Here is a 20,768-nt window from a genome sequence, read left to right as displayed (position 1 = left end):
TTCACGGTGGACGCCAGCTGCTCCATGGAAGCCGCGGTTTCCTCGAGCGAGGCCGCCTGCTCTTCCGTGCGGCTGGACAGGTCCGTGTTGCCCGCGGAAATTTCACGCGAACCCACATTGATCTCGTCCACGCCGCGACGCACTGACGCCACCGTGCGGGCGAGGCTTTCCTGCATGCGCTTTACCGCCGCCATGAGGGCGCCGATCTCGTTGCTGGAATTCACCTCCACGCGCACGGTCAGGTCGCCGCCGGCGATCTTGTCGAAACTGTCGCTGACCGCGCGCAGCGGGCGCAGGATGACGCGGTTCATGAACAGGAACGCGCCCAGCGACACCGCCAGGATCAGCACCGCCAGCGCGATGTAGACATAGGCCATCATCGCCGCCTGCGTGCGCGACGACGAGACCATCTCTTCGCTGTAGGTATTGATGTCGCCGGCAAAGTCGCCAAGCTGCTTGAAGAAAAGCCCACTCGCGGCGCCCGCCTTAGTGTTCTTCAAGGACAGATACGTCGCCGAATCGCCCTTGTCCAAGGCCGACATCATGGATTGCAGGGCGTCGGCGAAACCGTTGAAGGACGTCACCAGTTCGCCCTCGGCCGCCTTGCCGATTTCCGTGGTCTTCGGAATCGCCTTGAAGGTTTCCATCTTCTTCTTGGCGTCCGTGATCAGCTGCTGCACGGTGCGCGAGTTCTCGGCGGCGCCGTTCGTGTCGCCGGCCGCGCGCTGAGCGGCGGCAATGTCGGCGCGGATCGTGGCGCGCAGCATCTGCGTATACGAATCCTTGATCAGATTGCTCTGCTGCACGCTCAAGGTATCCAAAGCGTCGATCGCCCGGGCATTGGACTGCATGCTGTTCCAACCCAAGACAATGGCAACGAGCGCGGCCAGGGCAACGGCTAACTGGGCAAGCATCAAGCCCGTGCGCACCTTCAGATTGCTAAACATTTCCGTATGTTCCGGTAGTCGTCCCGGCGGCGCTCTGTGGCCGCCGGACCGTAAAAGGGGTGTTATCTACTGCCTGCTTATTGCGCTGGCGGAACGCTCCGTCAGAAGGACTCCCAATCGTCGTCCGAAGGCGGCGGCCGGCGAGCGGCGGGCGGCGGGCTGGCCGTAGCCGCTTCCGCCGTCTCGACCGTGCGCGTAACCGGCCGGCGCAACGGGCGCGTTGCCGACGCCGCGGATGCGGGCCTGGGCCGGGCGACCTGCGTCAGGCGAGGCGCCGCCGCGGCCTTCGGGGCCGGCGCCGGCTCCTCCGCCGGGGCGGCTTGCGGCGCCGCTACGCGCGGGGCGCTGCGTTGTTGCTGAGCCAATTGGCGGGCCGGCACTTCGATGACTTCGCCCGCGTTGATCTTGAACACGGCCACCGCTTCGGCCAGGCGCTGCGCCTGCTCCTGCAGCGATCCGGCCGCGGCAGCCGCTTCTTCCACGAGCGCCGCGTTCTGCTGCGTCACTTCGTCCATCTGCGACACCGCACGGTTGACCTGGTCGATTCCGCTGGACTGCTCCTCGGACGCCGCCGAGATCTCGCCCATGATGTCCGTCACCCGCTTGACCGACGACACAATCTCCTGCATCGTCGCGCCGGCACGCTCGACCTGCTGCGAGCCCGCGCCGACCTTCGTCACCGAGTCCTCGATCAGGCCTTTGATTTCCTTGGCCGCCTGCGCGCTGCGCTGCGCCAGCGAGCGCACTTCGCCCGCCACCACCGCAAAGCCCTTGCCCTGCTCGCCCGCGCGCGCCGCTTCCACCGCGGCGTTCAGCGCCAGGATGTTGGTCTGGAACGCAATGCCGTCGATCACCGACACGATCTCGGAAATCTTGCGCGAGCTGGCCGAAATACCCTGCATCGTGCTGACCACTTCCGAGACCGCCGAGCCGCCACGTTCCGCCACGTCCGACGCGCTGGCCGCCAGCTGGTTGGCCTGGCGGGCATTGTCGGCGTTCTGCTTCACGGTGGACGCCAGCTGCTCCATGGAAGCCGCGGTTTCCTCGAGCGAGGCCGCCTGCTGTTCGGTGCGGCTGGACAGGTCCGTGTTGCCCGCGGAAATTTCACGCGAACCCACATTGATCTCGTCCACGCCGCGGCGCACCGACGCCACCGTGCGCGTCAGGCTTTCCTGCATGCGCTTGATCGCCGCGAACAGCTGGCCGATCTCATTGGTGCTGCGCACCTCGATGCGGCCGGTGAAATCCCCGCCCGAGATCTTCTCGAAATGGTCGCCTGCCTCGTGCAGCGGACGCAGCACGGTGCGGTTGATGAAAAGCCAGCATCCCAAGGCCAGCGCCAGCGCGATCGCCAGCATGACGATCGTGACCAGGCGCGACACCCGGTGCGCCGCCTCCGCCTCGGTGACAAGCTCGTCCGTCCGCTTGTCGACGAAGGTCAGCAGCTCGTTCACCGCCTCGCGCAGCGCGGTGTTCGCGGCGCTGCCGGCATCGTTCAGGTCCAGGTAGTCCTGCACCGCCATGGTCGAGAGCGCGGCGGACTGGCGCTTGACCACGTCGTCAAATTGCTTGAACGCGACATCCAGCTTCTGGATCAGCGGCTCGGTGCCCGCCAGGCGCGGGGCCTTGCGGAACGCATCGAGCGTCTTGTTGCCTTCCTGCATCAGGGTCTCGGCCCGCTTGGCCTGGGACGCCGACTGTTCGGTCTTGCCTTGCTGCATGTCCATCAGGGACGTCGCCAGCAGCAAGCGGGCGCGCAGGAACTGGGTATAGCCCCGGCTCAACTGCGTCGCCTGATCGGTGTAGGCGCGATTGACCTGCTCCAGCTTTTCGTTGCTGGAGTTCAAGCCCATCCACGCCACGCCATTGGATATGAACATGGCCCCCGTGAAGAGCAACAGCACCAGAACGATACAGGTGCGAACTTTCAAATTACCAAGCATGAAATATCCGAGCGATGAGCAACGTGAAACGACAATTTCCTACCGTGCACGCAACCACGGACGCCCCAGCCTTTGGCCAGAAGCGTCCGCAAGGGCGCAATCGCCGCGCCCCGGGGCGCGGTCCTGGGTCTAGCCGAACTACTTGCGCATGAACAGGCTGGAGCCCTGAATGGTCATGAAAGCCGCCGAAGCCGCCTGCAGCGCCACCTGGCGCAAGGCAAGCTGGCTTGCGCCGGCGTAATAGTCCAGGTCTTCCAGATCGGACAAGGACTTGGCGTACGACAGGCCCTTTTGCGTCCCGGTGGCGTCCAGCGCATCCAGCTCATTCAAGCGGGCGCCCACCGAAGCGGCCACCGTCAGAACGTTGTCGTAGTTGCTTGCCAGCTTCTTGTTGGCGGTCGCCAGTTCATTGTTCAGCCTGGCCAGCGCCTTGTCGTCGCCGGCAATGGGCGAATCCAGAACCTTGATCAGGCTGTCCAGCGTGTTGAACATGTCCACGTCGGCGGACTGGATGCTCTCGACGTTGATCACGTCGCCGTTCTGCGGCGCGCCTTTCACCACGACGGCGACGCCGCCGAAGTCGATGCTGGCGTCCGGCGTGTAAGTCGTGGGCGCAGCGGGCGGCGCGGGCGTGATCACCGGCGGCACCGGCGGATTGGCGTTCGGGTCCGTCGTGATGACGCGGTAGCCCATGTTGCCGGTGGCAACGTCCGACTCGAACTGCAAGCTGAAATTCTTGCCGATGTTGGGGCTGCCCGGCGTGACCGACACGGTGCCGAATTGGGCCGTGCCGCCGTTGGCCGGCGCGGCGGTGCTGACATAGGCCTGCGAGCCCGGGTTGGCGCGGTTGAAGACGTCGCTGCCCAGGTCGCTGGTGGACAGTTGGCGCGACTGGTCGACCTGCACCGTGCGTTCGCCGGTGGCGCCGCTGTAGACGATCTTGCCCGACGCATCCTGGGCGTAAGGCACCACGCCGCCCTGGTAGCCAGAGAACAGGTACTGGCCATTGCCGTCCGTGCTGTTCGCCAGCCCCAGCAGGGCATCGCGGGCGCTCTTCAAGGCGGTCGACAGGGCCTGGCGGTCGCTGTCGGCGAAGGTGCCGTTGCCGGCTTGCACGACGCGGGTGCGCACGTCCTGCAATGCGGTCGTGATCGAGTCCAGGATATTGCTTTCCTGGCCCAGGTTGGTCTTTGCCGTATTCCGGTTCAGGCCGTACGTGCTGTTCATGCTCTGCGTGCTCGCGACGCCGATCGACAGGGACGCCGACAGCGGATCGTCCGCCGGGGTGAGGAACTTGCGTCCGCTGCCGACCTGCTCGACCAGGCGATTCATGTCGGATTCCTGGGCGAGAACACCGCTCAGGCCGTTCGTGTACATCATCGTGGTGCTCAGGCGCATGGTGCAGCTCCGAAAATCTTTTTAGTCATCACAATTCAACGATCCGGTCAGCCGCGCAGGCCCAGCAGCGTGTCGAAAACGGTGCTCGCCACATCAATGATGCGAGCGCTGGCCTGGTACTGTTCCTGGTACAGCGAAAGGCTGACGTACTCTTCGTTCAGGTTTACGCCCGACACCGCCTGCTGGGCGGCCGTCGTCTGCTTGATCAGGTTGACCTGCGCGGTGGCTGCCGACTTGACCTGCTGCGTCTGCACGCCCACGGTGTTCACGACCTGCGCAAACATGTCCGTCGTGCTCATCGTGCCGTGACCCAGGACCTTGGCATTCTGCAATTGCGCCAGCTTCAAGGCGTTCTTGCCGTTGGCGTCGCCGCCTTCGGCGTCGGCGGCGGCGACCTTCTCCGGATCAGTGATCACGACCTTGATATCGCGCGCGGCGTCGCGGGTCGGCGACAACGACCATTTATCGCCCGCCTGGGGCGGGGCGTTGATGGTCAGGGTCACGCCCATCTCGCTTTCGAGGTTCAGCGTGGCGGTGGGCGGCGTGCCCGTGGCGGGGCCGTTGTAGACCTGGGCGCCTTCCGGCATGCGCAGCACCTGGTAGTTGGTGCCGTCGAACGAGATCTCGTAATCCTTGGCGTTGATGCTGGCGAGGTCCGTGAACTCGCCCGAGATCTGGGCATTGCTCTTGTTCTGCGTGTTCGGGACGCCTTGCGGGGAACCGATGCTGAAGAAATCCGTGCCCGGGTCGCCGTTCTGGTCCAGGCCTTGCCTGTGCTGTTCATTGAAGGACAGCGCCAGGCCGACCGCCATCTGGCCCAGCTGGTTCTGCATGAGATCCAGCGAGGACGCGCGGAACTGCAGCAGGCCGCCCAGCTTGCCGCCGGTGACTTCGCTGTCTTTCATTTCGACCGCGATGGTCTTGCCCGAACCCGCCGGCAAGGTGTAGGCCAGCACCGTGCGGCTGGCGTCCTTCGAGGACGGCACGGCTTGCAGCGGATAGATGGTGTTGCCCGACAGCAGCGACTGGCCGCCCTTGGTCAGCGACACGCTGATCTTGTCGCCCTGCTGGTAGGTCGTGACGCCGATCAGCTGGTTGAGCTCCATCACGGCCTGGTCGCGCTGGTCAAGCAGGTCGTTGGGGGGGCTGCCGCCGGCCTTGCCGGAAGCCAGCGAAATCTGCTGGTTCAGGTCGTCGATGCGGGTCAGGTAGCTGTTGACCTGCTCGACCGTGGTGGTGATCTGCGTGTTCAGGCCGTCGCGCTGGTTCTGCATTTCCTGGTAGGCCGAGCGGATCTGCGTGGTCAGGCTGTTGGCCTGGCCGATCAGGTCCTGGCGCGCGGCCGGATCCGCGGGCTTGCTGGCCACGGTGTTCATGCTGGTGAAGAAATTGGTCAGGCCCGGATGGATGCCGACGGTGCGGTCCGCGAACAGGTTGTTGACCTGCGAGATCTGGTCAAATTGGGCCTGCAATTGGGCGCCGCTGCCCTGCGCGCCGACGAGCTGCTTGTAAAGGAAGCTGTCGTAGCTGCGCTCGACCGTGTCGACCTGTACGCCGCGGCCGATGTAGCCGTTGGTGGTCGCTTGCGCGCCCGCCGTGGAGGTCATGACGCGCTGGCGGTTGTAGCCCACAGTGGTGGCATTGTTGATGTTGTGGCTGGTGGTCGCCAGACCCGCCTGCGCCGCGTTCAACCCGCCCAATGCCGTTTTGTACAAATTCATGCTGACAATGCCCCGTATGTAACCGCAGCTGATATCTCTGGATACTCCGTTTACGGCAGGAGCCGCCCCAAATTTAGAGCCCTTCCAACATCTGCCGCGAAATTTCCACCTTGGATGCCGCGCCGCGCAGCTGGCCCATGATGCCGATCAGCTTTTGCGCGTACTGCGGGTCGGTCGCGTACCCTGCGTCCTGGATGCGGCGCGCCGCTTCGATTTCGTTGCGCGCCTGTGTCACGTTCTCGTAGCGCGGGCTGTTGCCGATCAGGCGGGCATAGTCCGCGAACGATTCTTCGTAAGAGGCATAAGCGCGGAAAGGTTGCGTCACCTTTTTCGCGACACCGTCTTCGTACTCGGTGGTCAATACGTTCACGACCTGGCCCTTCCAGCTGCCGCCCGCCTTGATCCCGAACAGGTTGTAGCTGGTGCGGCCATCTTCGTGCTTGATCTCGCGCTTGCCCCAGCCGGACTCCAGGGCCGCCTGGCCCATGATCAGGCGCGCCGGCACGCCGCTCTGCTGCGATGCCAGGTTGGCCGCGCGCGACATCTTCGACACGAAGCTGACCACGTGCTCGGGCGCGCCTTCCGCCGCCGCAAGCGCGCGATCGCTGGCGCGGTTGTTGCGCATGACGTTGAGCAATGCCGAGACTTCGCGCGAACCGCCCGTGCGGAAATCCAGGTCGCCGCCCTGCCCGATGCTCTTCACGGCGTCCTCGGACACGTCGCCCGGCTTGCCCTGCTGCATCTGCGCCAGGATGGACTGGGACAGCCCGATGCCCGGCGTGGCCAGGTGCAGCGCGAGCTGCTCGTCCGCCATGGACTGCAGCATCTGCGTCTGCTGCGAGTCGAATAGGCCCTCCTTGGGCGTGGCCTCGCGCATGCGCTTGACCATCATCTGCAGGAACAGGGCCTCGAACTGCTTGGCCACCTGCTTCTGCTGCTCGGTGCCCTCGGGGTCTTTCTTGACGTCGCGCTTCAGGTCCGACAGGCGGCCCATGTCGAAGACCGAATCCTGCCGGCCCGCGCCGCGAGCCGCATCGTTGGTGTATGCCATGGCCGTCAGATGATTTCCAGTTCGGCGCGCAGGGCGCCCGCGGTCTTCATAGCCTGCAGGATCGCCAGCAGGTCCTGGGGCGTGGCGCCCAGCGCATTCAGGCCCTTGACCACGTCAGCCAGATTGGCGCTGGTGTTCACGCGCTGCAGCGAGCCGTTGTCCTGGCGCACTTCGATCTGGGTATTGGGCACCACCACCGTCTGGCCCTGCGTGAAAGGCGTGTCCGGCTGGAAGACCTCGTTCTGGCGGTTGATGATGACGGACAGGTTGCCGTGCGCCACGGCGGCTTCTTCGATCATGACCGTGCGGTTCATGACGACCGAACCCGTGCGGGCGTTGATGATCACCTTGGCGACCGTGGGCGCGCGCGCGACCTGCAAGTCTTCGACCTGCGACAGGAAGCGGGCCTGGGAGGCCTGCTCCATCGGGGTGCGCACCTGCACCACCCGGCCGTCCAGCGCCGTGGCGGTGCCCTGGCCGAACTTGCGGTTCAGCGCCGTCGCCACGTTCTGCGCGGTGCCGAAGTCGGTATTGTTCAGCTCTACATGGATGTAGCCGTCGCGCGAGAACGTGGTGGGCACGCCGCGCTCGACGATGGCGCCCGCGCTGATGCGGCCGCCGTTCAGCTGGTTGATCTGCACGCTGGAACCGCCGGCGGACGCGCCCGCGCCGCCCACCAGGATGTTGCCCTGGGCGATCGCGTAGACCTGGCTGTCGGCGCCCTTGAGCGGCGTCATCAGCAGAGTGCCGCCGCGCAGGCTCTTGGCGTTGCCCATGGAGGACACCACCACGTCCAGCGTCTGGCCGGGCCGGGCGAATGCCGGCAAGGTGGTCGTCACCATGACGGCCGCCACGTTCTTTAGCTGCATGTTGCTGCCGGAGGGCACCGTGATGCCCAGTTGCGACAGCATGTTGGTCAGGCTCTGCTGCGTGAAGGGCGTCTGGCGGACCTGGTCGCCGCTGCCGTCCAGGCCCACGACCAGGCCGTAGCCGATCAGCTGGTTGCCCCGCACGCCCTGAATGGAGGCCAGGTCCTTGAGCCGTTCAGCGTGCGCCGCACCGGCGCCAGCCGCCAGCCCGACGGCAACGCACACGCGCGCCAACAGAGACAGCAAGGCGGATATCGGAGTCGGTTGTTTCATGTTTTAGAACGGCGAAGCGATCAGGAAGAAGCGTTGCAGCCAGCCCATGGTCTGGACTTCGTCCATGACGCCCTTGCTGCGGTACTCGATGCGGGCGTCGGCCACCTGGGTGGACGACACGGTGTTCGTGCCGGTGATGGAGCGCGGATCCACCACGCCCGCGAAGCGCACGTACTCGCTGCCGCGGTTGATGGCGATCTGCTTTTCGCCGGCGACCTGCAGGTTGCCGTTGGACATCACGCCCACCACCGTCGTGGTGATGGTGCCGGTAAACGCGTTGTTCGCCGTGCTGTCGCCCTTGCCCTGCGCGACGTTGCCGCCCTTGGCGTCGGTATTCAGGTTGGCGCCCGCCCAGCTGTCCATGAAGGACGGCGCGGCCGCGATGCCCAGGGTTGTCGAACCGCTGCGGTTGGTGTTCGTCGCCACGTTCTTCGAGGCATTCGTGCGCTCGTTCAGGACGATAGTGACGATGTCGCCCACGTTGCGCGGCCGGCGGTCCTCGAACAAGGGGTAGTTGCCGTAAGTCGTGGGCTGGTAGATCGAGCCCGTGGGCTGCGCCATGGGCATGGGCGGCGGCGGCGGCGCCGCCGTCGTCGGCCCGGTCACGATGGGCTCGGGTGGAATCATGGCGCAGCCAGCCGCCAGCAAAGCCAGGGCTGCACCGAATACCAGACGCAGGACAGACATGGGCATCACAGTTGGGTCAGGCGGGCCAGCATCTCGTCCGAGGTCTTGACGGCCTTGCTGTTCATTTCGTAGGCGCGCTGCGTCGTGATCATGTTGACCAGCTCTTCGGCAACGTTGACGTTGGACGTCTCGACGTAGTTCTGCATGATCGAGCCAGCGCCGTCCACGCCGGGCTGCAGCAGGTTGGCCGGACCCGACGCGTCGGTTTCCAGGTACAGGTTCTCGCCGATGCTCTGCAGGCCCGTCGGATTGATGAAGGTGGCGATCTGGAGCTGGCCGATCTGCACGTTGACGCCCGCGGCGCCAGGCTGCGTCACCGAGACGATGCCGTCGTTGCCGATCGAGATGGACAAGGCGTTGTCCGGCACGTTCATCGGGGGCTGGATCACGTAGCCGCTGACGGTGGTCAGCTGGCCGTTCTGGTCGCGCTGCAGGGCGCCGTCGCGGGTGTAGGCCTGCGTGCCGTCGGGCAGTTCGATCTGCAGGAAGCCGCGGCCGTTGATGGCGATGTCCATCTCGCCGCCCGTGTTGTTCAGGTTGCCGGCGGTATGGATACGCTCGGTCGCGGCCACGCGCGCGCCGGTGCCCAGCTGCAGGCCGGACGGCAGCTGCGTGGCGTCGCCGACTTGGGCGCCGGGCTGGCGCAGCGTCTGGTACATCAGGTCCTGGAACACGGCGCGGCCGCGTTTGAACCCGTTGGTGGAGACGTTGGCCAAGTTGTTGGAAATCACGTCCATGGAGGTCTGCTGACCCTCCAGGCCCGTCTTGGCAATCCACAGCGAACGCATCATGATGAAGTACTCCAGGTGCCGCGGCCCGGCCGCGAGCGAATAGTTATTTGGATCAGGCGCTGACGGACAGGATGCCGTTGGCGCGTTCGGCGTTGCGGTCCGAATGCTGGATCACCTGCATCTGCTGCTCGAAGCGGCGGGCATTTTCGATCATGCCCACCATCGACGCCATGGGATTGGTGTTGCTGCCTTCCAGCACGCCCGACAACAGGCGCAGGCTGGGGTCCGCGGGGTACGGAGGCGCCGGCTGGCCATTGACCGGGGCCCGGCGGAACACGCCGTCGTCGCCGTGCACCAACTGCGCGTTGGGCGGGTTGACGAGCTTGAGCCGGCCCAGGTTCAGGATGTTGTTGGGCGCGTCGCCCGCGCCGATGGCGGTGATGGTGCCGTCCGACGTGATGGTCAGCGCGGCCTGGTCGGGCACATCGATGGGCCCGCCCTGGTCCGATAGCACCGGCTGGCCCAGGGACGTCTGCAGCAGCCCGTTGACGCCGACCTGCAGGCTGCCGGCGCGCGTATAGGCTTCGCCCTGGGGCGTCTGCACCGCGATCCAGCCATTTTCGCTGGACAGCGCCACGTCCAGGTCGCGGCCCGTGGTCTGCATGGCGCCCATCTGGAAGCTGTTGCCAGGCGTGGACGCCACCGTCGAAACACGCGTAGGCAGGCTCACCCCGTCCGTCACCGGAACCGAGCGGTATAGCGCGATCTGCTCGCGGAACCCCGCCGTGTTCACGTTGGCCATATTGTTGGAGAGCGCGGCCTGATGCTCAGCGATCCGCGCCGCGCCATTCATGGCGGTGTAGATGATTCGATCCATTGCCTATTCCGTCGGTGTCGTCGCGTGCCTGCCGGGCATTACTTCAGGTTCATCAGGACTTGCATGATTTCGTCCTGGGTCTTGATGGTTTGCGAGTTGGCCTGGTACGTGCGCTGGGCAATGATCATGTTGACCAGTTCCTTGCTCATGTCGACGTTGGACGACTCGGTGGCTTGGCCAACCACCTTGGACATGCCGTTGGTGCCGGGCTGGCCCAGGATGGGCTGGCCGGAGGCCGCCGTTTCGGTCCAGGCGTTGTTGCCCACGGGCTGCAGGCCCTGCAGGTTGGCGAAGTCGGCCAGCACGATCGTGCCCACGACCTGAGTTTCGCCGTTGGTGTAGCTGGCCACCAGGCTGCCGTCGCCGCCGATGTTGATGCCGCTGAACTCGCCGGACGTGTAGCCGTTGGGCTTGCCAACCAGCTTGTAGTCGCTGCCGTACTGGGTGGTGCCGGTGTAGTTGACGGCGATGCTCAGCGGATCGGCCGGGGTGGCCGTGCCGCCGGGCTGGGCGAAGCTCAGGGTCACGGTCGGGGCGCTGGTCATCGTGCCGGCGTTGTTGAAGGTGAACTTCTGCGGGGCGCCCCAGACGCCGCCCACTTCGGTCGTCGGCGCCATGGCCTGGCCGTCCATCGTGTAGTAGACGTCATAGACGCTGGTGCCCGCTTCGGCGGGGCGCTTCACGAAGTACTGCATCACCTGGTGCGAGTTGCCCAGCGAGTCGAACACCGTCATCGGCGACGCGTTGGTGTAGCTGTCGGAGATCTTGGGATCGAAAGGCTTGGCCAGTTCCGTGACGGCGGCCGTGTAGTTCGTGTAGCCGGGAACCAGGGCGATGTCGCCGGCGGCAATGCCGCCGGGGGCGGGGTTCGCGGAGTCGATGGTGATCAGGTTGGGCGCAGCGCCATAATCGCCATTGGGCGGCGCGGCCACCCAGACGATGTCGCCCGCGGGATTGCGGGTGAAATTGTAGGTGCCGGTGACCGCGGGCGGCGCGACGGCGGTCAGCGTGACGGAACCGTTGACAGCCGGCGACGTCACGGTGTCGGTCAGGTAAATGACCTTGGCGTTGGCGTTCAGGTTGGCCACGGTGGTGGCGGTGGAGGTTGCCTGCGGGGCCACGTTGGCGGTGGGCAGCTGCAGTTCCACCGGGTTCGCGCCGACCGCGCCGGGCGGGTAGCCGGTCATGCGGTAGCCCTGCGCGTTGACGATGAAGTTGTTCTTGTCGACCAGGAATTCGCCGTTGCGGGTGTACATCACGGCGCCGCTCTGGTCGGTCACGCGGAACATGCCCTTGGCGCCGTCGATGGCGATGTCGTATTCGCCGCCGCCGCCGTTGACCGTGCCCACCGTGAAGCGCTGGCTGATGGCCGCGACCTTCACGCCCAGGCCCACGCGGGAGCTGGCGTAGACGTCGGCGAACGATGCCGTGGACGACTTGAAGCCGACCGTGCCGGAGTTGGCGATGTTGTTGCCGATGACGTCCAGGTTCTGCGCCGCGGCATTCAAGCCGCTCAATCCTTGTCCGAAGCCCATGTTTTCTCTCTCGCTAATCTGTAGTGGGAAAGCCGCCGCCCGTGCGCCGGCACCGATTCAGTTGCGCCTAGCTCAGGCGCCGATCACCTTGCGCACGTCCAGCATGCTGGTCTGGCCGTCCAGGCCCAGGTCCAGGCGCAGGCCGTTGGTGGAATACGCCACGCTCTTGACCATGCCGTAGCTCAGCACTTCGGCGTTCACCTTCTTGCCGTCGGCGTCGGTGGCCAGGACGGACACGGTGTACGCGCCCGCTTCCAGCGCCACGCCACTGTCGTTCTTGCCGTCCCAGTCCAGCGTGTAGACGCCGGTCTTGACGCCGCTTTCCTGGTCGCCCATGTCGATCGTGCGCACGACCGCGCCGTTCGAATCCGAAATACGGATCTGAACCTTGTTGGCGTCGCCCTGCAGGTCCAGGCCGTAGGGGGTGACCACGCGCTCGGCGGGGTTTTCGCTGTCGACGCCGACCTTGATCTTGGAGCCGGGAATCAGCACGCCCTTGCCGATCATGGCGACGGCGTTCATCGACTGGGACACGTCGATCTGGCCGCTGATGGCCAGCATGGTGTTCTTCAGATTGGTGATGCCTTCCACCGTGGAGATCTGCGCCAGCTGGGAGGTCAGCTCGGCGTTCTGCATCGGGTTCAGCGGGTCCTGGTTTTGCAGCTGCGTCACCAGCAGCTTCAGGAACTGGTCCTGCAGGCCTTGCGCCGTGCTGGTGGTGTTGGCGCCGGTTTGCGCCAGGCCCAGTCCGGTGTTGCTCGTGGTTTGATCGATGGTGGTCATGAATTCGCTCTGCCGGGAAATTAGGATTGACCGATGGTCAGCGTCTTCTGCATCAGCGCCTTGGCGGTGTTGAGCACCTCGACGTTCGCCTGATACGACCGCGAAGCCGCAATCATGTTGACGGTTTCGGCCACCGGATCGACGTTGGGCATGCTGATGTAGCCCTGGGCGTCGGCCATGGGGTGCTTGGGGTCGTAGACCTGCTTCAGGGGCGACTGGTCCTGGACCACGCCGGCGACGCGCACGCCGCCGATTTCCTGGCCCAGCGCCTGGCCGGGGGCCGGGTTGACCTGGAACACCACCTGGCGGGCGCGATAGGCCTGGCCATCCGGACCGACGACACTGTCGGCGTTGGCCATGTTGCTGGCCGCCACGTTCATGCGCTGCGATTGCGCGCTCAGCGCCGAACCGGCGATATCGAAAATGCTCAACAAGGACATTGCCTGTCGCTCCCTTTAAAGATCAATCCTGAATAGCGGTCTGCATGGTCCGGATGCGGCCGGAGATCATTTGCATCGTGCTTTGATAGTGCAAGGTGTTGTCGGCGAACTGCACGCGCTCGATGTCCATATCCACCGTGTTGCCGTCCAGGCTGGGCTGGTACGGCAGGCGGTACAGCAGATCCGTGGGGCCCTGCGAGACGGCCTTGGCCGGGATGTGGCGCGCCGAGGTCAGCGCCAGCGAGGTGTCGGGAAGGCGCTTGGTGCCATCGAGGGCGTTCTGCATCGCCGTCTTGAAATCGAAGTCGCGCGCCTTGTAGTTGGGCGTGTCGGCGTTGGCGATGTTCGACGACAGCACTTCCTGGCGCTGCGCGCGCAGCCCCAGGGCTTGCTGGTAGAACCGGAAATCTTCGTTAAGCCTGTCTAGCATCGTGGCGCCTTCGTGCGTTGCAATACGGATAGAGCACGGGATTTCGGACACACCGCTATCCCATTGGATGCCGGAATCATAGGGGTCGGCGGCTAAACACAATCAGCCAAACAACCCGTCATTTCTCATCCAATTCACGTATTGCCGAACGCGGCCGGCTTCTACAATTCATCCATCATGAAAATCCCTGCACGACTCCCACGCGCGCGCGCCGGCTGCCTGGCCGCCCTGCTGCTGGCCCCGATGGCGGCCACGCACGGGCAGGAAGCAGCCGTCCAGGCCCCCGAAGCGATTGCCATCGCGGTGCAGGCCTATCTGCAGGAACAGCTGGCCGCCCTGCCCGGCCAGCCGTCCATCGTCATCGATCCGCCGCGCGTCGAGCGCCTGGCGCCTTGCGATGCATTGTCCCCATTTATGTCCTCCGGCATGAAGCTGCGTTCGCGCATGACCGTGGGCGTGCGCTGCAACGCGCCCAAGGCCTGGACGACCTACGTGCAGGCCACGGTGAGCGTGCCCGGCTACTATTACGTCGCCTCGCGCATGATCGCCGCCGGCCAGGCCCTGAGCCCGGACGATCTGGCCCCCCGCGAGGGCGACCTCGTCGCCCTGCCTCCCGGCGCAATTACCGACCCGCAGACCGTCGTCGGCATGACGGCCGCCTACCGGATCAACGCCGGCCAGCCGGTCAAGAACACGGCGTTGCGCAACGCGCAGTCGGTGGTGCGCGGCTCCAACGTCCGCATCAATGCCCGCGGCAACGGTTTCGTGGTCAGCAGCGAAGGCCAGGCCCTGGACAACGCGGCACCTGGCGCGATGGTGCAGGTTCGCACCGCCGGCGGGCAGGTGGTGAGCGGCGTGGTGCGAAACGCAGCCCTGGTTGAAATACAACTGTAGTTAATGTTACATATCGCGTTGCGGCGGCTGATCGCATACCCTAAAGTTCCTTCCGGCCTTGTCGTTACAGAGACATAAGTAGGCGGATCCGTCGCAAACCGACCCAGGACGCCCTGCGGAGAAAACCTTGAAAATCAATTCGACCACCAACCGGCCCCTGTCGGCCGACGCCGTCGGTGCACGCGCCGAGTCCGCCGTTAGCCAGGCCTACGGCGCCGGCAATGCCAGCGGCTCCAGCAGCTCGCAAGTGGCGCTGAGCTCGGCATCGCGCAAGATGCTCGCCCTGCAGGACGGCTCGAACGACATCAATGTCGAACGCGTCGCCGCGATTCGCGCCGCCATCGCCTCGGGCCAGCTCAAGATCGATACCGGCCGCATCGCCGACAGCCTGATCGCCAGCGCCCGAGATCTGCTGAAGTAGCCCTCCCCATCCACCCGCACCTGAGCAGCATGTCATGAGCCTCGTCGAATCCCTGCAATCCTGCATGAAGCAGGAAGATGCCCTGATCACCGCCTTCTCCGCCATCCTGGAAGAAGAAACCGAGGTGCTGGTCGGACAGGGCAACGTGGCGGCGCTGCATGAGATCACCGAACGCAAGCGCGACGTTGCTCAGCAATTGGTCGACCTGAGCCAGACGCGGGACAATCTCCTCACGGAAATCGGCCTGCCGGCCGGGCATGCCGGCACCGAGCAGGCCGCCGCGCAGCACCCGCAGCTGTCCGGGGTCTGGCAGGCGCTGCTGACCAAGTCGGCGTCGGCCAATGAAATCAACATGCGCAATGGCGCGCTGATAGACGTGCATCTGCGCTATACCCAGCAGTCCCTGGACGCATTGCGCAACATGGGGGTTGGCAACGCGCCGACCTACACCGCGCAAGGCCGTGGCGCCCGCAGCGCTCCCGGGCGCAAGCCGATCGTCGCAGGCTGAACAGCTCCATTCACAGGGTGTCTGACACCCTCTGAGATGCCGGCGCGCTGAAGGTGTCTGACACCCTCTGAGACACCTGCCATACGCTGAAGGTGTCTGACACCCTCTGAGATGCCGGCGCAGGTTGAAGCCCGTCTCCCCAGGGTGTCAGACACCTGCCCCACCAGAGTCACCGGCGAGCCTTCAGGCTCCGCCGGTCATCTCCAGCATGGCGAACATCTTCAGCAAGGCCACGGGCAGCATGCGTCCCGACAGCTTGCGCTCCGAGCCCACGATGCCCGACAAGGGGCCGCGCACGACTTCCGCAGCCGGCGAATGCGCCAACTGCCAGCATGCCGCGCCCAGCTGGCCTGCCATCAGGGATTGCCGCGCCAGCGTGTGGGACCCGTCCACCGCCGGCAATGCCTGCCAGGCGTTGGCCATGTAGCGGAACCCGGCCTTGGCCTCGTCCTGCAGGACCAGCCAGCGCGCGACCGTGGCGGCGTCCGCCTGCGACGCGGGAAGATTCGTCGAGCCGAACAGCTGGCCAGCGACTTCCCCGCTGACCGTATCGATCAAGCGTGCGCAAACCAGGCGCACCGGCGCTTCCTGCCCCTTGCCCGGCAAGACAATCTCGGTGCCCGAGGCCCATAGCGCCAGCGGCGTGGCCTTGCCATCCTTGACCGCATGCAGGCCCGGCATGTCGCCGGGCTGGCCCACGGGCAGATAGCCCACGCTCTTGCCCACGGCATTCAGATTGGTGGGGCACTCGTCCTGGATCACGCGCAGGCCGCCCGGGCAGCGAGCCACCCAGGAAACACCCTGCTGGCTGAAGGAGTGCCACAGCGCGACGGTGCCCGCCTCGAGCATATGCACCAGAGGCAGGGCCGGCAGCCGCTCGCCCAGCCAGCGCACGCGCGCCTCCAGCGCCAGCACCGGATCCGGCTGGGCCGGCGCCGCGGGCGCGAACGAGCTCAGCATGCCATGCGTCAGCACCAGTTGCTGCGCGGGCGCGGCCAGGGCTGCGCCGCGGTCGCTCATCAGGAGCGCGCTCAGCAGCGTGCCGCCCGGCAATGCCTCGCCCTTCATGCTGGTCTTGCCATGCATGGCGAGCAGATGCCGGCTGCAGGTGGCCGAGAACTCGCGGCCAACCATCGCCAGCGGATCGTCCGCCAGCGCGGCAAGGCTGGAGCCGGCGCCATCGCTGACGTACTCGCGCCAGGCGGCGCGCGCCTGGACGCAGGCCGGATCGTTGTCCAGCCAGACGATGGTGTCATCCAGATTCTGCGCCGCGGCGATCGAGGCCGGGCCGCCCTGCGGGCGCAGGATGGCCGAGGCCAGCAATTGCCGCCGCCGCGCGGGGTCCACGGCATCCGCCTCGCGCGACGATGAAACCAGCGACGCCAGGTCCGCCTCGCTGGGCGTATACAGCGCGCGGGCGCGCTCGACCATCGAAAATGCGCGATCGATCAGCACGTCGGCGCGCGCCAGCTCCATGTGTTCGGGCACTTTCTGGCCGACCGACATGTAGTGGATCGGCAAGCGGTGGCGGATGGCCGTGTCCAGGGCGGCTCCCAGGCGGGAGGCCTCATCCAGCTTGGTGATGATGCAGCCGGCCACGTCCTCGCCCACGCCATTGCGGTAGGCATGCGCCACCTCGTCCAGCGTGTCGCCCTGGCTGGCTGCGTTGAGCACCAGCAGCCGGCGCACGGGCTTGCCCGCATTGCACAGCATCGCGGCCTGCTCCGCCACCAGGCGGTCGCGCTGGCTGATGCCGGTCGTGTCGATCAGCACGATCTTGCGGTTGCCCAGCTCGGCCAGGATGCGGCGCAGTTCGCCGGCATCGCGCACCGAATGGGCCGGCACTCCCATCAGGCGGCCGTAGATCTGCAGCTGCTCCAGCGCCCCGATCCGGAAAAGGTCGGTGGTCAGCATCGCGACCTGCTCGCGGCCCTCGCGCGCCACGCAGCGGGCGGCCAGCTTGGCGAGCGTGGTGGTCTTGCCCACGCCGGTCGGGCCGACCAGCGCATACACCCCGCCGGCCAGGAAGGCATCTTCGGACCGCACCACGGGCAGGTGCGTGACCAGCTCGTTGCGTGCCCAGCTGAGCGCCGCCTCGGGCGTCATCCCTTGCGGCAGGCGTTCGACCAGGGTGCGCACCAGCTTCGTGCTGAAGCCGGCATCCAGCAGGCTGCGGAACAGCGCCGCGCCGGCGGGCTCGCGGCCTGGGCCTTGAGGACCGCCCCAAAGCAGGCCGTCCATGCGGGTTTCCAGGGCGCCGCGCAAAGCGCTGATCGCGTCCTGCAGGCCGGCTGCCGTATCGACGGGCAGGCTGGCGGCGGGCATGGCCACGGCCTGGCGCAACGGCGTATCCGGCATGCGGGCCATGGAAGCCTGCGCGGGCTGCGGCGCGGCAGGGGCAAGCGGCGGCGCAGCGGGCGGCGCATAGGCGGCGGGCGCGGGTTGAACCGGAGCCGGAGCCGGAGCCGGCATGGCCGGCCGGTAGGCGGCCGGCGCGGACGGCGCAGCCATCGCCGCCAGGGTCGCGGCATGCACAGGCGAGGACGTCGCGGCAGCGCCCGGGACCGCCGCAACGGCGGACGGACGCGCCGGCGGCAAAGCCGGCAGCTCGATGCGTATGGGCGCGGCCGGCATAGGCGCGGCCGGCTGAGGCGCGGCCGGCTGAGGCGCGGCCGGCATAGGCGCTGTCGGCTGAAGCGCTGTCGGCTGAGGCCCTGCCGGCTGAAGCGCGGCAGTATCGGCCGCCGCATACCCAGCCGGCTCCAGCGACGACTCCGCCTCGGGCAGCGCGGACGCCGCGTAAGCGGACTGGTAAGCGGCGATGGAACGCGACGGGGCCGCATAGCCGGCCTGCGGCATGGCCGCAGGCGCGGCCAGCGGACGCTCGGCCGGGACCGGCGCGCCAAAGGGAGAACTCGACGGCGACGGCGTCCGCGCCTCGACGGGCGGCGCGTACGCGGGCGCTTCGCGCGGCGGCGTCTGCGCGGCCTCGTCGTCAAACGCCCCGTCGACGGTGGCCAGCACCTCGATGCCGCCATCGACGCTGCGGTTCGACACGATCAGCGCATCCGGCCCGAGGACCTGGCGCACCTGGCGCATCACATCACGGCTGTTCGCCCCAAAGAAACGGCTGATTTTCATGCCCCATTGCTCCCGCCGATCAGCGCGGTCACGCGGACCATGCGCTCATCGGGTATTTCGGTATTCGACAACACGCCCAGCTGCGGCAGGTGGTGCCGCAGGAAGCGCGACAGCGGCGCGCGCAAGACCGGCGACACCAGCAGCACCGGCGCATTGCCCTGCGACTCCTGGCGCTCGACCGCCGCCTGCGCTTCGCGCAAGAGCGTGTCGGCCAGCCCCGGCTCCAGGCCGCCGCTGGTCGTCATGGCCTGCGACAGCACCCGCTCCAGCTTCACGTCCAGGCCAATGACCCGCAGTTCGCCCTCGCCCGGGAACCATTGCTGCGTGATCGCGCGGCCGAGCGAACGGCGCGTCAGCGCGATCAGCTCGTTGATGTCGGGCTGGCCGCCCGAGCCGGCCGCCTGCGCCGCCAGGCGCGGGCCGTGCTCGGACAGCGTATCGATGATGGTGCGCATGTCGCGGATCGGCACTTCTTCCGCCAGCAGGCCTTGCAGCACCTTTTGCAGCGCGGTCAGCGACAGCGTCTTCGGAACCAGGTCCTCGACCAGCTTGGGCGCGTCGCGTCCGATGCGGTCCAGCAGCTGCTGCACTTCCTGGCGGCCCAGCAGGTTCGAGCCGTGGCGGTGCATCAGGTGGTTCAAGTGCGTGGCGACAACCGTGCCGGCGTCGACCACGGTATAACCGGCCACCTGCGCCTGGTCGCGCAGTCCGCCGTCGATCCACAGCGCGGGCAGGCCGAAGGCCGGGTCGGTGGTGGGCGTGCCCTTGATCTGCATCGTCACGCCGCCCGGATCGATCGCCAGCCACTGGCCCGGCATCGCCACGCCATTGCCCACTTCCACGCCCGACAGCAGGATGCGGTAGTCGTTGGGCTTGAGCTCCAGGTTGTCGCGGATATGGACGACCGGCGGCAGGAAGCCCACGTCCTGCGCGAACTTCTTGCGCAGGCTCCGGATGCGGTGCAGCAGCTCGCCGTTCTGCGCGTGGTCCACCAGCGGAATCAGCCTGTAGCCCACTTCCAGGCCCAGCTGGTCCACCATGGACACATCGTCCCAGCTCGCTTCGGCCGCGGCGGCCTGCGCCTGGCTGATCGCTTGCGGCGGCACCTCCTCGGCGGCCACTGCCGCGGCCACTCTGCGCTTATGCAGCATCCAGCCGCCCCACGCCAGCATGCCGGCCAGGGTAAGGAAGGCGATATGCGGCATGTTGGGGATCAGGCCCATGATGCCGATAATGCCCGCCGTGAGGAAAAGCACCGCCGGGTTCGAGAACAGCTGGCTCATGATCTGCTGGCCGATGTCCTGATCCGTCGACACGCGCGACACGACCACGCCCGCGGCGGTGGAGATCACCAGCGCCGGGATCTGGGCGACCAGGCCGTCGCCGATGGTCAGCAGCGTGTAGACGCGGGCCGAATCGCTCATCGACATATCGTGCTGGGCCACGCCCACGATCAGGCCGCCGATGATGTTGATCGCCATGATCAGGAGGCCGGCGATGGCGTCGCCGCGAACGAACTTGCTGGCGCCGTCCATCGAGCCGAAGAAGTCCGATTCCTGCGAGACTTCCGCGCGGCGCCTGCGCGCCTCGTCTTCGCCGATCAGGCCGGCATTCAGGTCGGCGTCGATCGCCATCTGCTTGCCGGGCATGGCGTCCAGGGTGAACCGCGCGCCCACTTCCGCGATACGCCCGGCGCCCTTGGTGATGACGATGAAGTTGATGATGGTCAGGATCACGAAGACGATGATCCCGACGGCGAAGTTCCCGCCCACCAGGAAGTGCCCGAAGGCTTCGATGACCTTGCCCGCCGCGTCGGGGCCGGTATGGCCATGGAGCAGCACCACGCGGGTGGAAGCGACGTTGAGCGACAGGCGCAGCAGCGTGGCGAACAGCAGCACGGCCGGAAACGCGGCAAAGTCCAGCGGCTTGCGCGTGAACATGGCCACCAGCAGGATCATCACCGACAACGCGATGTTGAAGGTGAACAGCAAGTCCAGCAAGAACGTGGGCAGGGGCAGCACCATCATGCCCAGCACCATCACGATCAGGATCGGACCCGCCAGCAGCCGCGCGTGCGAGGCGCCGTTACTCTTCAACATGGTGAGCAGAGCGCTCATTC

The 20,768-nt window shown here is 66.5% G+C and carries 18 protein-coding genes; 3 read left to right on the top strand and 15 right to left on the bottom strand.

All coding sequences use genetic code 11. The features are described from left to right. From ACFWP0_RS16455 to flgB, 13 genes are all read right to left on the bottom strand, one after another. The coding region (locus ACFWP0_RS16455) for a Tar ligand binding domain-containing protein (protein WP_377843753.1) at positions 1 to 947 on the bottom strand (947 nt) is incomplete at its 3' end. A 101-nt stretch (positions 948 to 1,048) separates the two neighbouring features. Next, the gene (locus ACFWP0_RS16450; protein ID WP_377843751.1) at positions 1,049 to 2,890 is read right to left on the bottom strand and encodes a methyl-accepting chemotaxis protein; all 1,842 of its coding nucleotides are present in this window, start codon (positions 2,888 to 2,890) and stop codon (positions 1,049 to 1,051) included. A 138-nt stretch (positions 2,891 to 3,028) separates the two neighbouring features. After that, on the bottom strand, positions 3,029 to 4,288 hold the full coding sequence (gene flgL / locus ACFWP0_RS16445) for a flagellar hook-associated protein FlgL (RefSeq protein WP_377843750.1): 1,260 nt from the start codon (positions 4,286 to 4,288) through the stop codon (positions 3,029 to 3,031). A 47-nt stretch (positions 4,289 to 4,335) separates the two neighbouring features. Further along, a complete protein-coding gene (flgK, locus tag ACFWP0_RS16440) occupies positions 4,336 to 6,009 on the bottom strand; it encodes a flagellar hook-associated protein FlgK (protein ID WP_377843748.1) in 1,674 nt (557 codons plus the stop codon). A 73-nt stretch (positions 6,010 to 6,082) separates the two neighbouring features. Then, positions 6,083 to 7,060: a flagellar assembly peptidoglycan hydrolase FlgJ gene (gene flgJ / locus ACFWP0_RS16435; protein ID WP_377843747.1), complete on the bottom strand. Its 978-nt coding sequence runs from the start codon at positions 7,058 to 7,060 to the stop codon at positions 6,083 to 6,085. Positions 7,061 to 7,065: 5 nt separating this feature from the next. After that, positions 7,066 to 8,202 carry a flagellar basal body P-ring protein FlgI gene (locus tag ACFWP0_RS16430; protein ID WP_377843745.1) on the bottom strand — a complete coding sequence of 379 codons (1,137 nt, stop codon included), beginning with the start codon at positions 8,200 to 8,202 and terminating at the stop codon, positions 7,066 to 7,068. A 3-nt stretch (positions 8,203 to 8,205) separates the two neighbouring features. Next, positions 8,206 to 8,895: a flagellar basal body L-ring protein FlgH gene (locus ACFWP0_RS16425; RefSeq protein ID WP_377843744.1), complete on the bottom strand. Its 690-nt coding sequence runs from the start codon at positions 8,893 to 8,895 to the stop codon at positions 8,206 to 8,208. Further along, positions 8,895 to 9,680 (bottom strand): flagellar basal-body rod protein FlgG, encoded by a 786-nt coding sequence (gene flgG, locus ACFWP0_RS16420; protein ID WP_377843742.1) that lies wholly within the window; start codon positions 9,678 to 9,680, stop codon positions 8,895 to 8,897. The genes ACFWP0_RS16425 and flgG overlap by 1 nt, the downstream gene beginning before the upstream one ends. 52 nt (positions 9,681 to 9,732) lie before the next feature. After that, positions 9,733 to 10,497 carry a flagellar basal body rod protein FlgF gene (locus ACFWP0_RS16415; RefSeq protein WP_377843741.1) on the bottom strand — a complete coding sequence of 255 codons (765 nt, stop codon included), beginning with the start codon at positions 10,495 to 10,497 and terminating at the stop codon, positions 9,733 to 9,735. A 38-nt stretch (positions 10,498 to 10,535) separates the two neighbouring features. Continuing rightward, entirely contained in the window at positions 10,536 to 12,032 is a 1,497-nt protein-coding gene (locus tag ACFWP0_RS16410) for a flagellar hook-basal body complex protein (RefSeq protein WP_377843740.1), read from the bottom strand. Positions 12,033 to 12,104: 72 nt separating this feature from the next. Next, positions 12,105 to 12,815 carry a flagellar hook capping FlgD N-terminal domain-containing protein gene (locus ACFWP0_RS16405; RefSeq protein WP_377843738.1) on the bottom strand — a complete coding sequence of 237 codons (711 nt, stop codon included), beginning with the start codon at positions 12,813 to 12,815 and terminating at the stop codon, positions 12,105 to 12,107. Between the two features lie 20 nt (positions 12,816 to 12,835). Further along, on the bottom strand, positions 12,836 to 13,255 hold the full coding sequence (gene flgC / locus ACFWP0_RS16400) for a flagellar basal body rod protein FlgC (protein ID WP_008159664.1): 420 nt from the start codon (positions 13,253 to 13,255) through the stop codon (positions 12,836 to 12,838). Between the two features lie 22 nt (positions 13,256 to 13,277). After that, positions 13,278 to 13,685 carry a flagellar basal body rod protein FlgB gene (gene flgB, locus ACFWP0_RS16395; RefSeq protein WP_377843737.1) on the bottom strand — a complete coding sequence of 136 codons (408 nt, stop codon included), beginning with the start codon at positions 13,683 to 13,685 and terminating at the stop codon, positions 13,278 to 13,280. Positions 13,686 to 13,862: 177 nt separating this feature from the next. Between flgB and flgA the strand changes: the two genes are divergently transcribed. The 3 genes from flgA to ACFWP0_RS16380 all read left to right on the top strand — a co-directional run bounded on the left by flgA (position 13,863) and on the right by ACFWP0_RS16380 (position 15,508). Further along, the gene (gene flgA, locus ACFWP0_RS16390) at positions 13,863 to 14,579 is read left to right on the top strand and encodes a flagellar basal body P-ring formation chaperone FlgA (RefSeq protein ID WP_377843735.1); all 717 of its coding nucleotides are present in this window, start codon (positions 13,863 to 13,865) and stop codon (positions 14,577 to 14,579) included. Positions 14,580 to 14,706: 127 nt separating this feature from the next. Beyond that, positions 14,707 to 15,000, top strand: coding sequence for a flagellar biosynthesis anti-sigma factor FlgM (gene flgM, locus ACFWP0_RS16385; RefSeq protein WP_377843734.1), 294 nt, complete (start codon positions 14,707 to 14,709; stop codon positions 14,998 to 15,000). Between the two features lie 34 nt (positions 15,001 to 15,034). After that, positions 15,035 to 15,508 carry a flagella synthesis protein FlgN gene (locus ACFWP0_RS16380; protein ID WP_377843732.1) on the top strand — a complete coding sequence of 158 codons (474 nt, stop codon included), beginning with the start codon at positions 15,035 to 15,037 and terminating at the stop codon, positions 15,506 to 15,508. A gap of 183 nt (positions 15,509 to 15,691) precedes the next feature. Here the strand turns inward: ACFWP0_RS16380 and flhF are convergent, their stop codons facing one another. Both flhF and flhA read right to left on the bottom strand, forming a co-directional pair. Further along, positions 15,692 to 18,649, bottom strand: coding sequence for a flagellar biosynthesis protein FlhF (gene flhF / locus ACFWP0_RS16375; RefSeq protein ID WP_377843730.1), 2,958 nt, complete (start codon positions 18,647 to 18,649; stop codon positions 15,692 to 15,694). Next, complete coding sequence (gene flhA / locus ACFWP0_RS16370) at positions 18,646 to 20,766, bottom strand: flagellar biosynthesis protein FlhA (protein ID WP_377843729.1); 2,121 nt, start codon at positions 20,764 to 20,766, stop codon at positions 18,646 to 18,648. The genes flhF and flhA overlap by 4 nt, the downstream gene beginning before the upstream one ends. Between the last annotated feature and the right edge of the window lie 2 nt (positions 20,767 to 20,768).

It is taken from the genome of Achromobacter sp. NPDC058515 (genome assembly GCF_042721735.1).
In the GTDB taxonomy this organism is placed as follows: Bacteria; Pseudomonadota; Gammaproteobacteria; order Burkholderiales; family Burkholderiaceae_B; genus Achromobacter.
The sequence above is the reverse complement of the archived record's forward strand: the minus strand, read 5'-3'. Positions and strand labels throughout refer to the sequence as shown.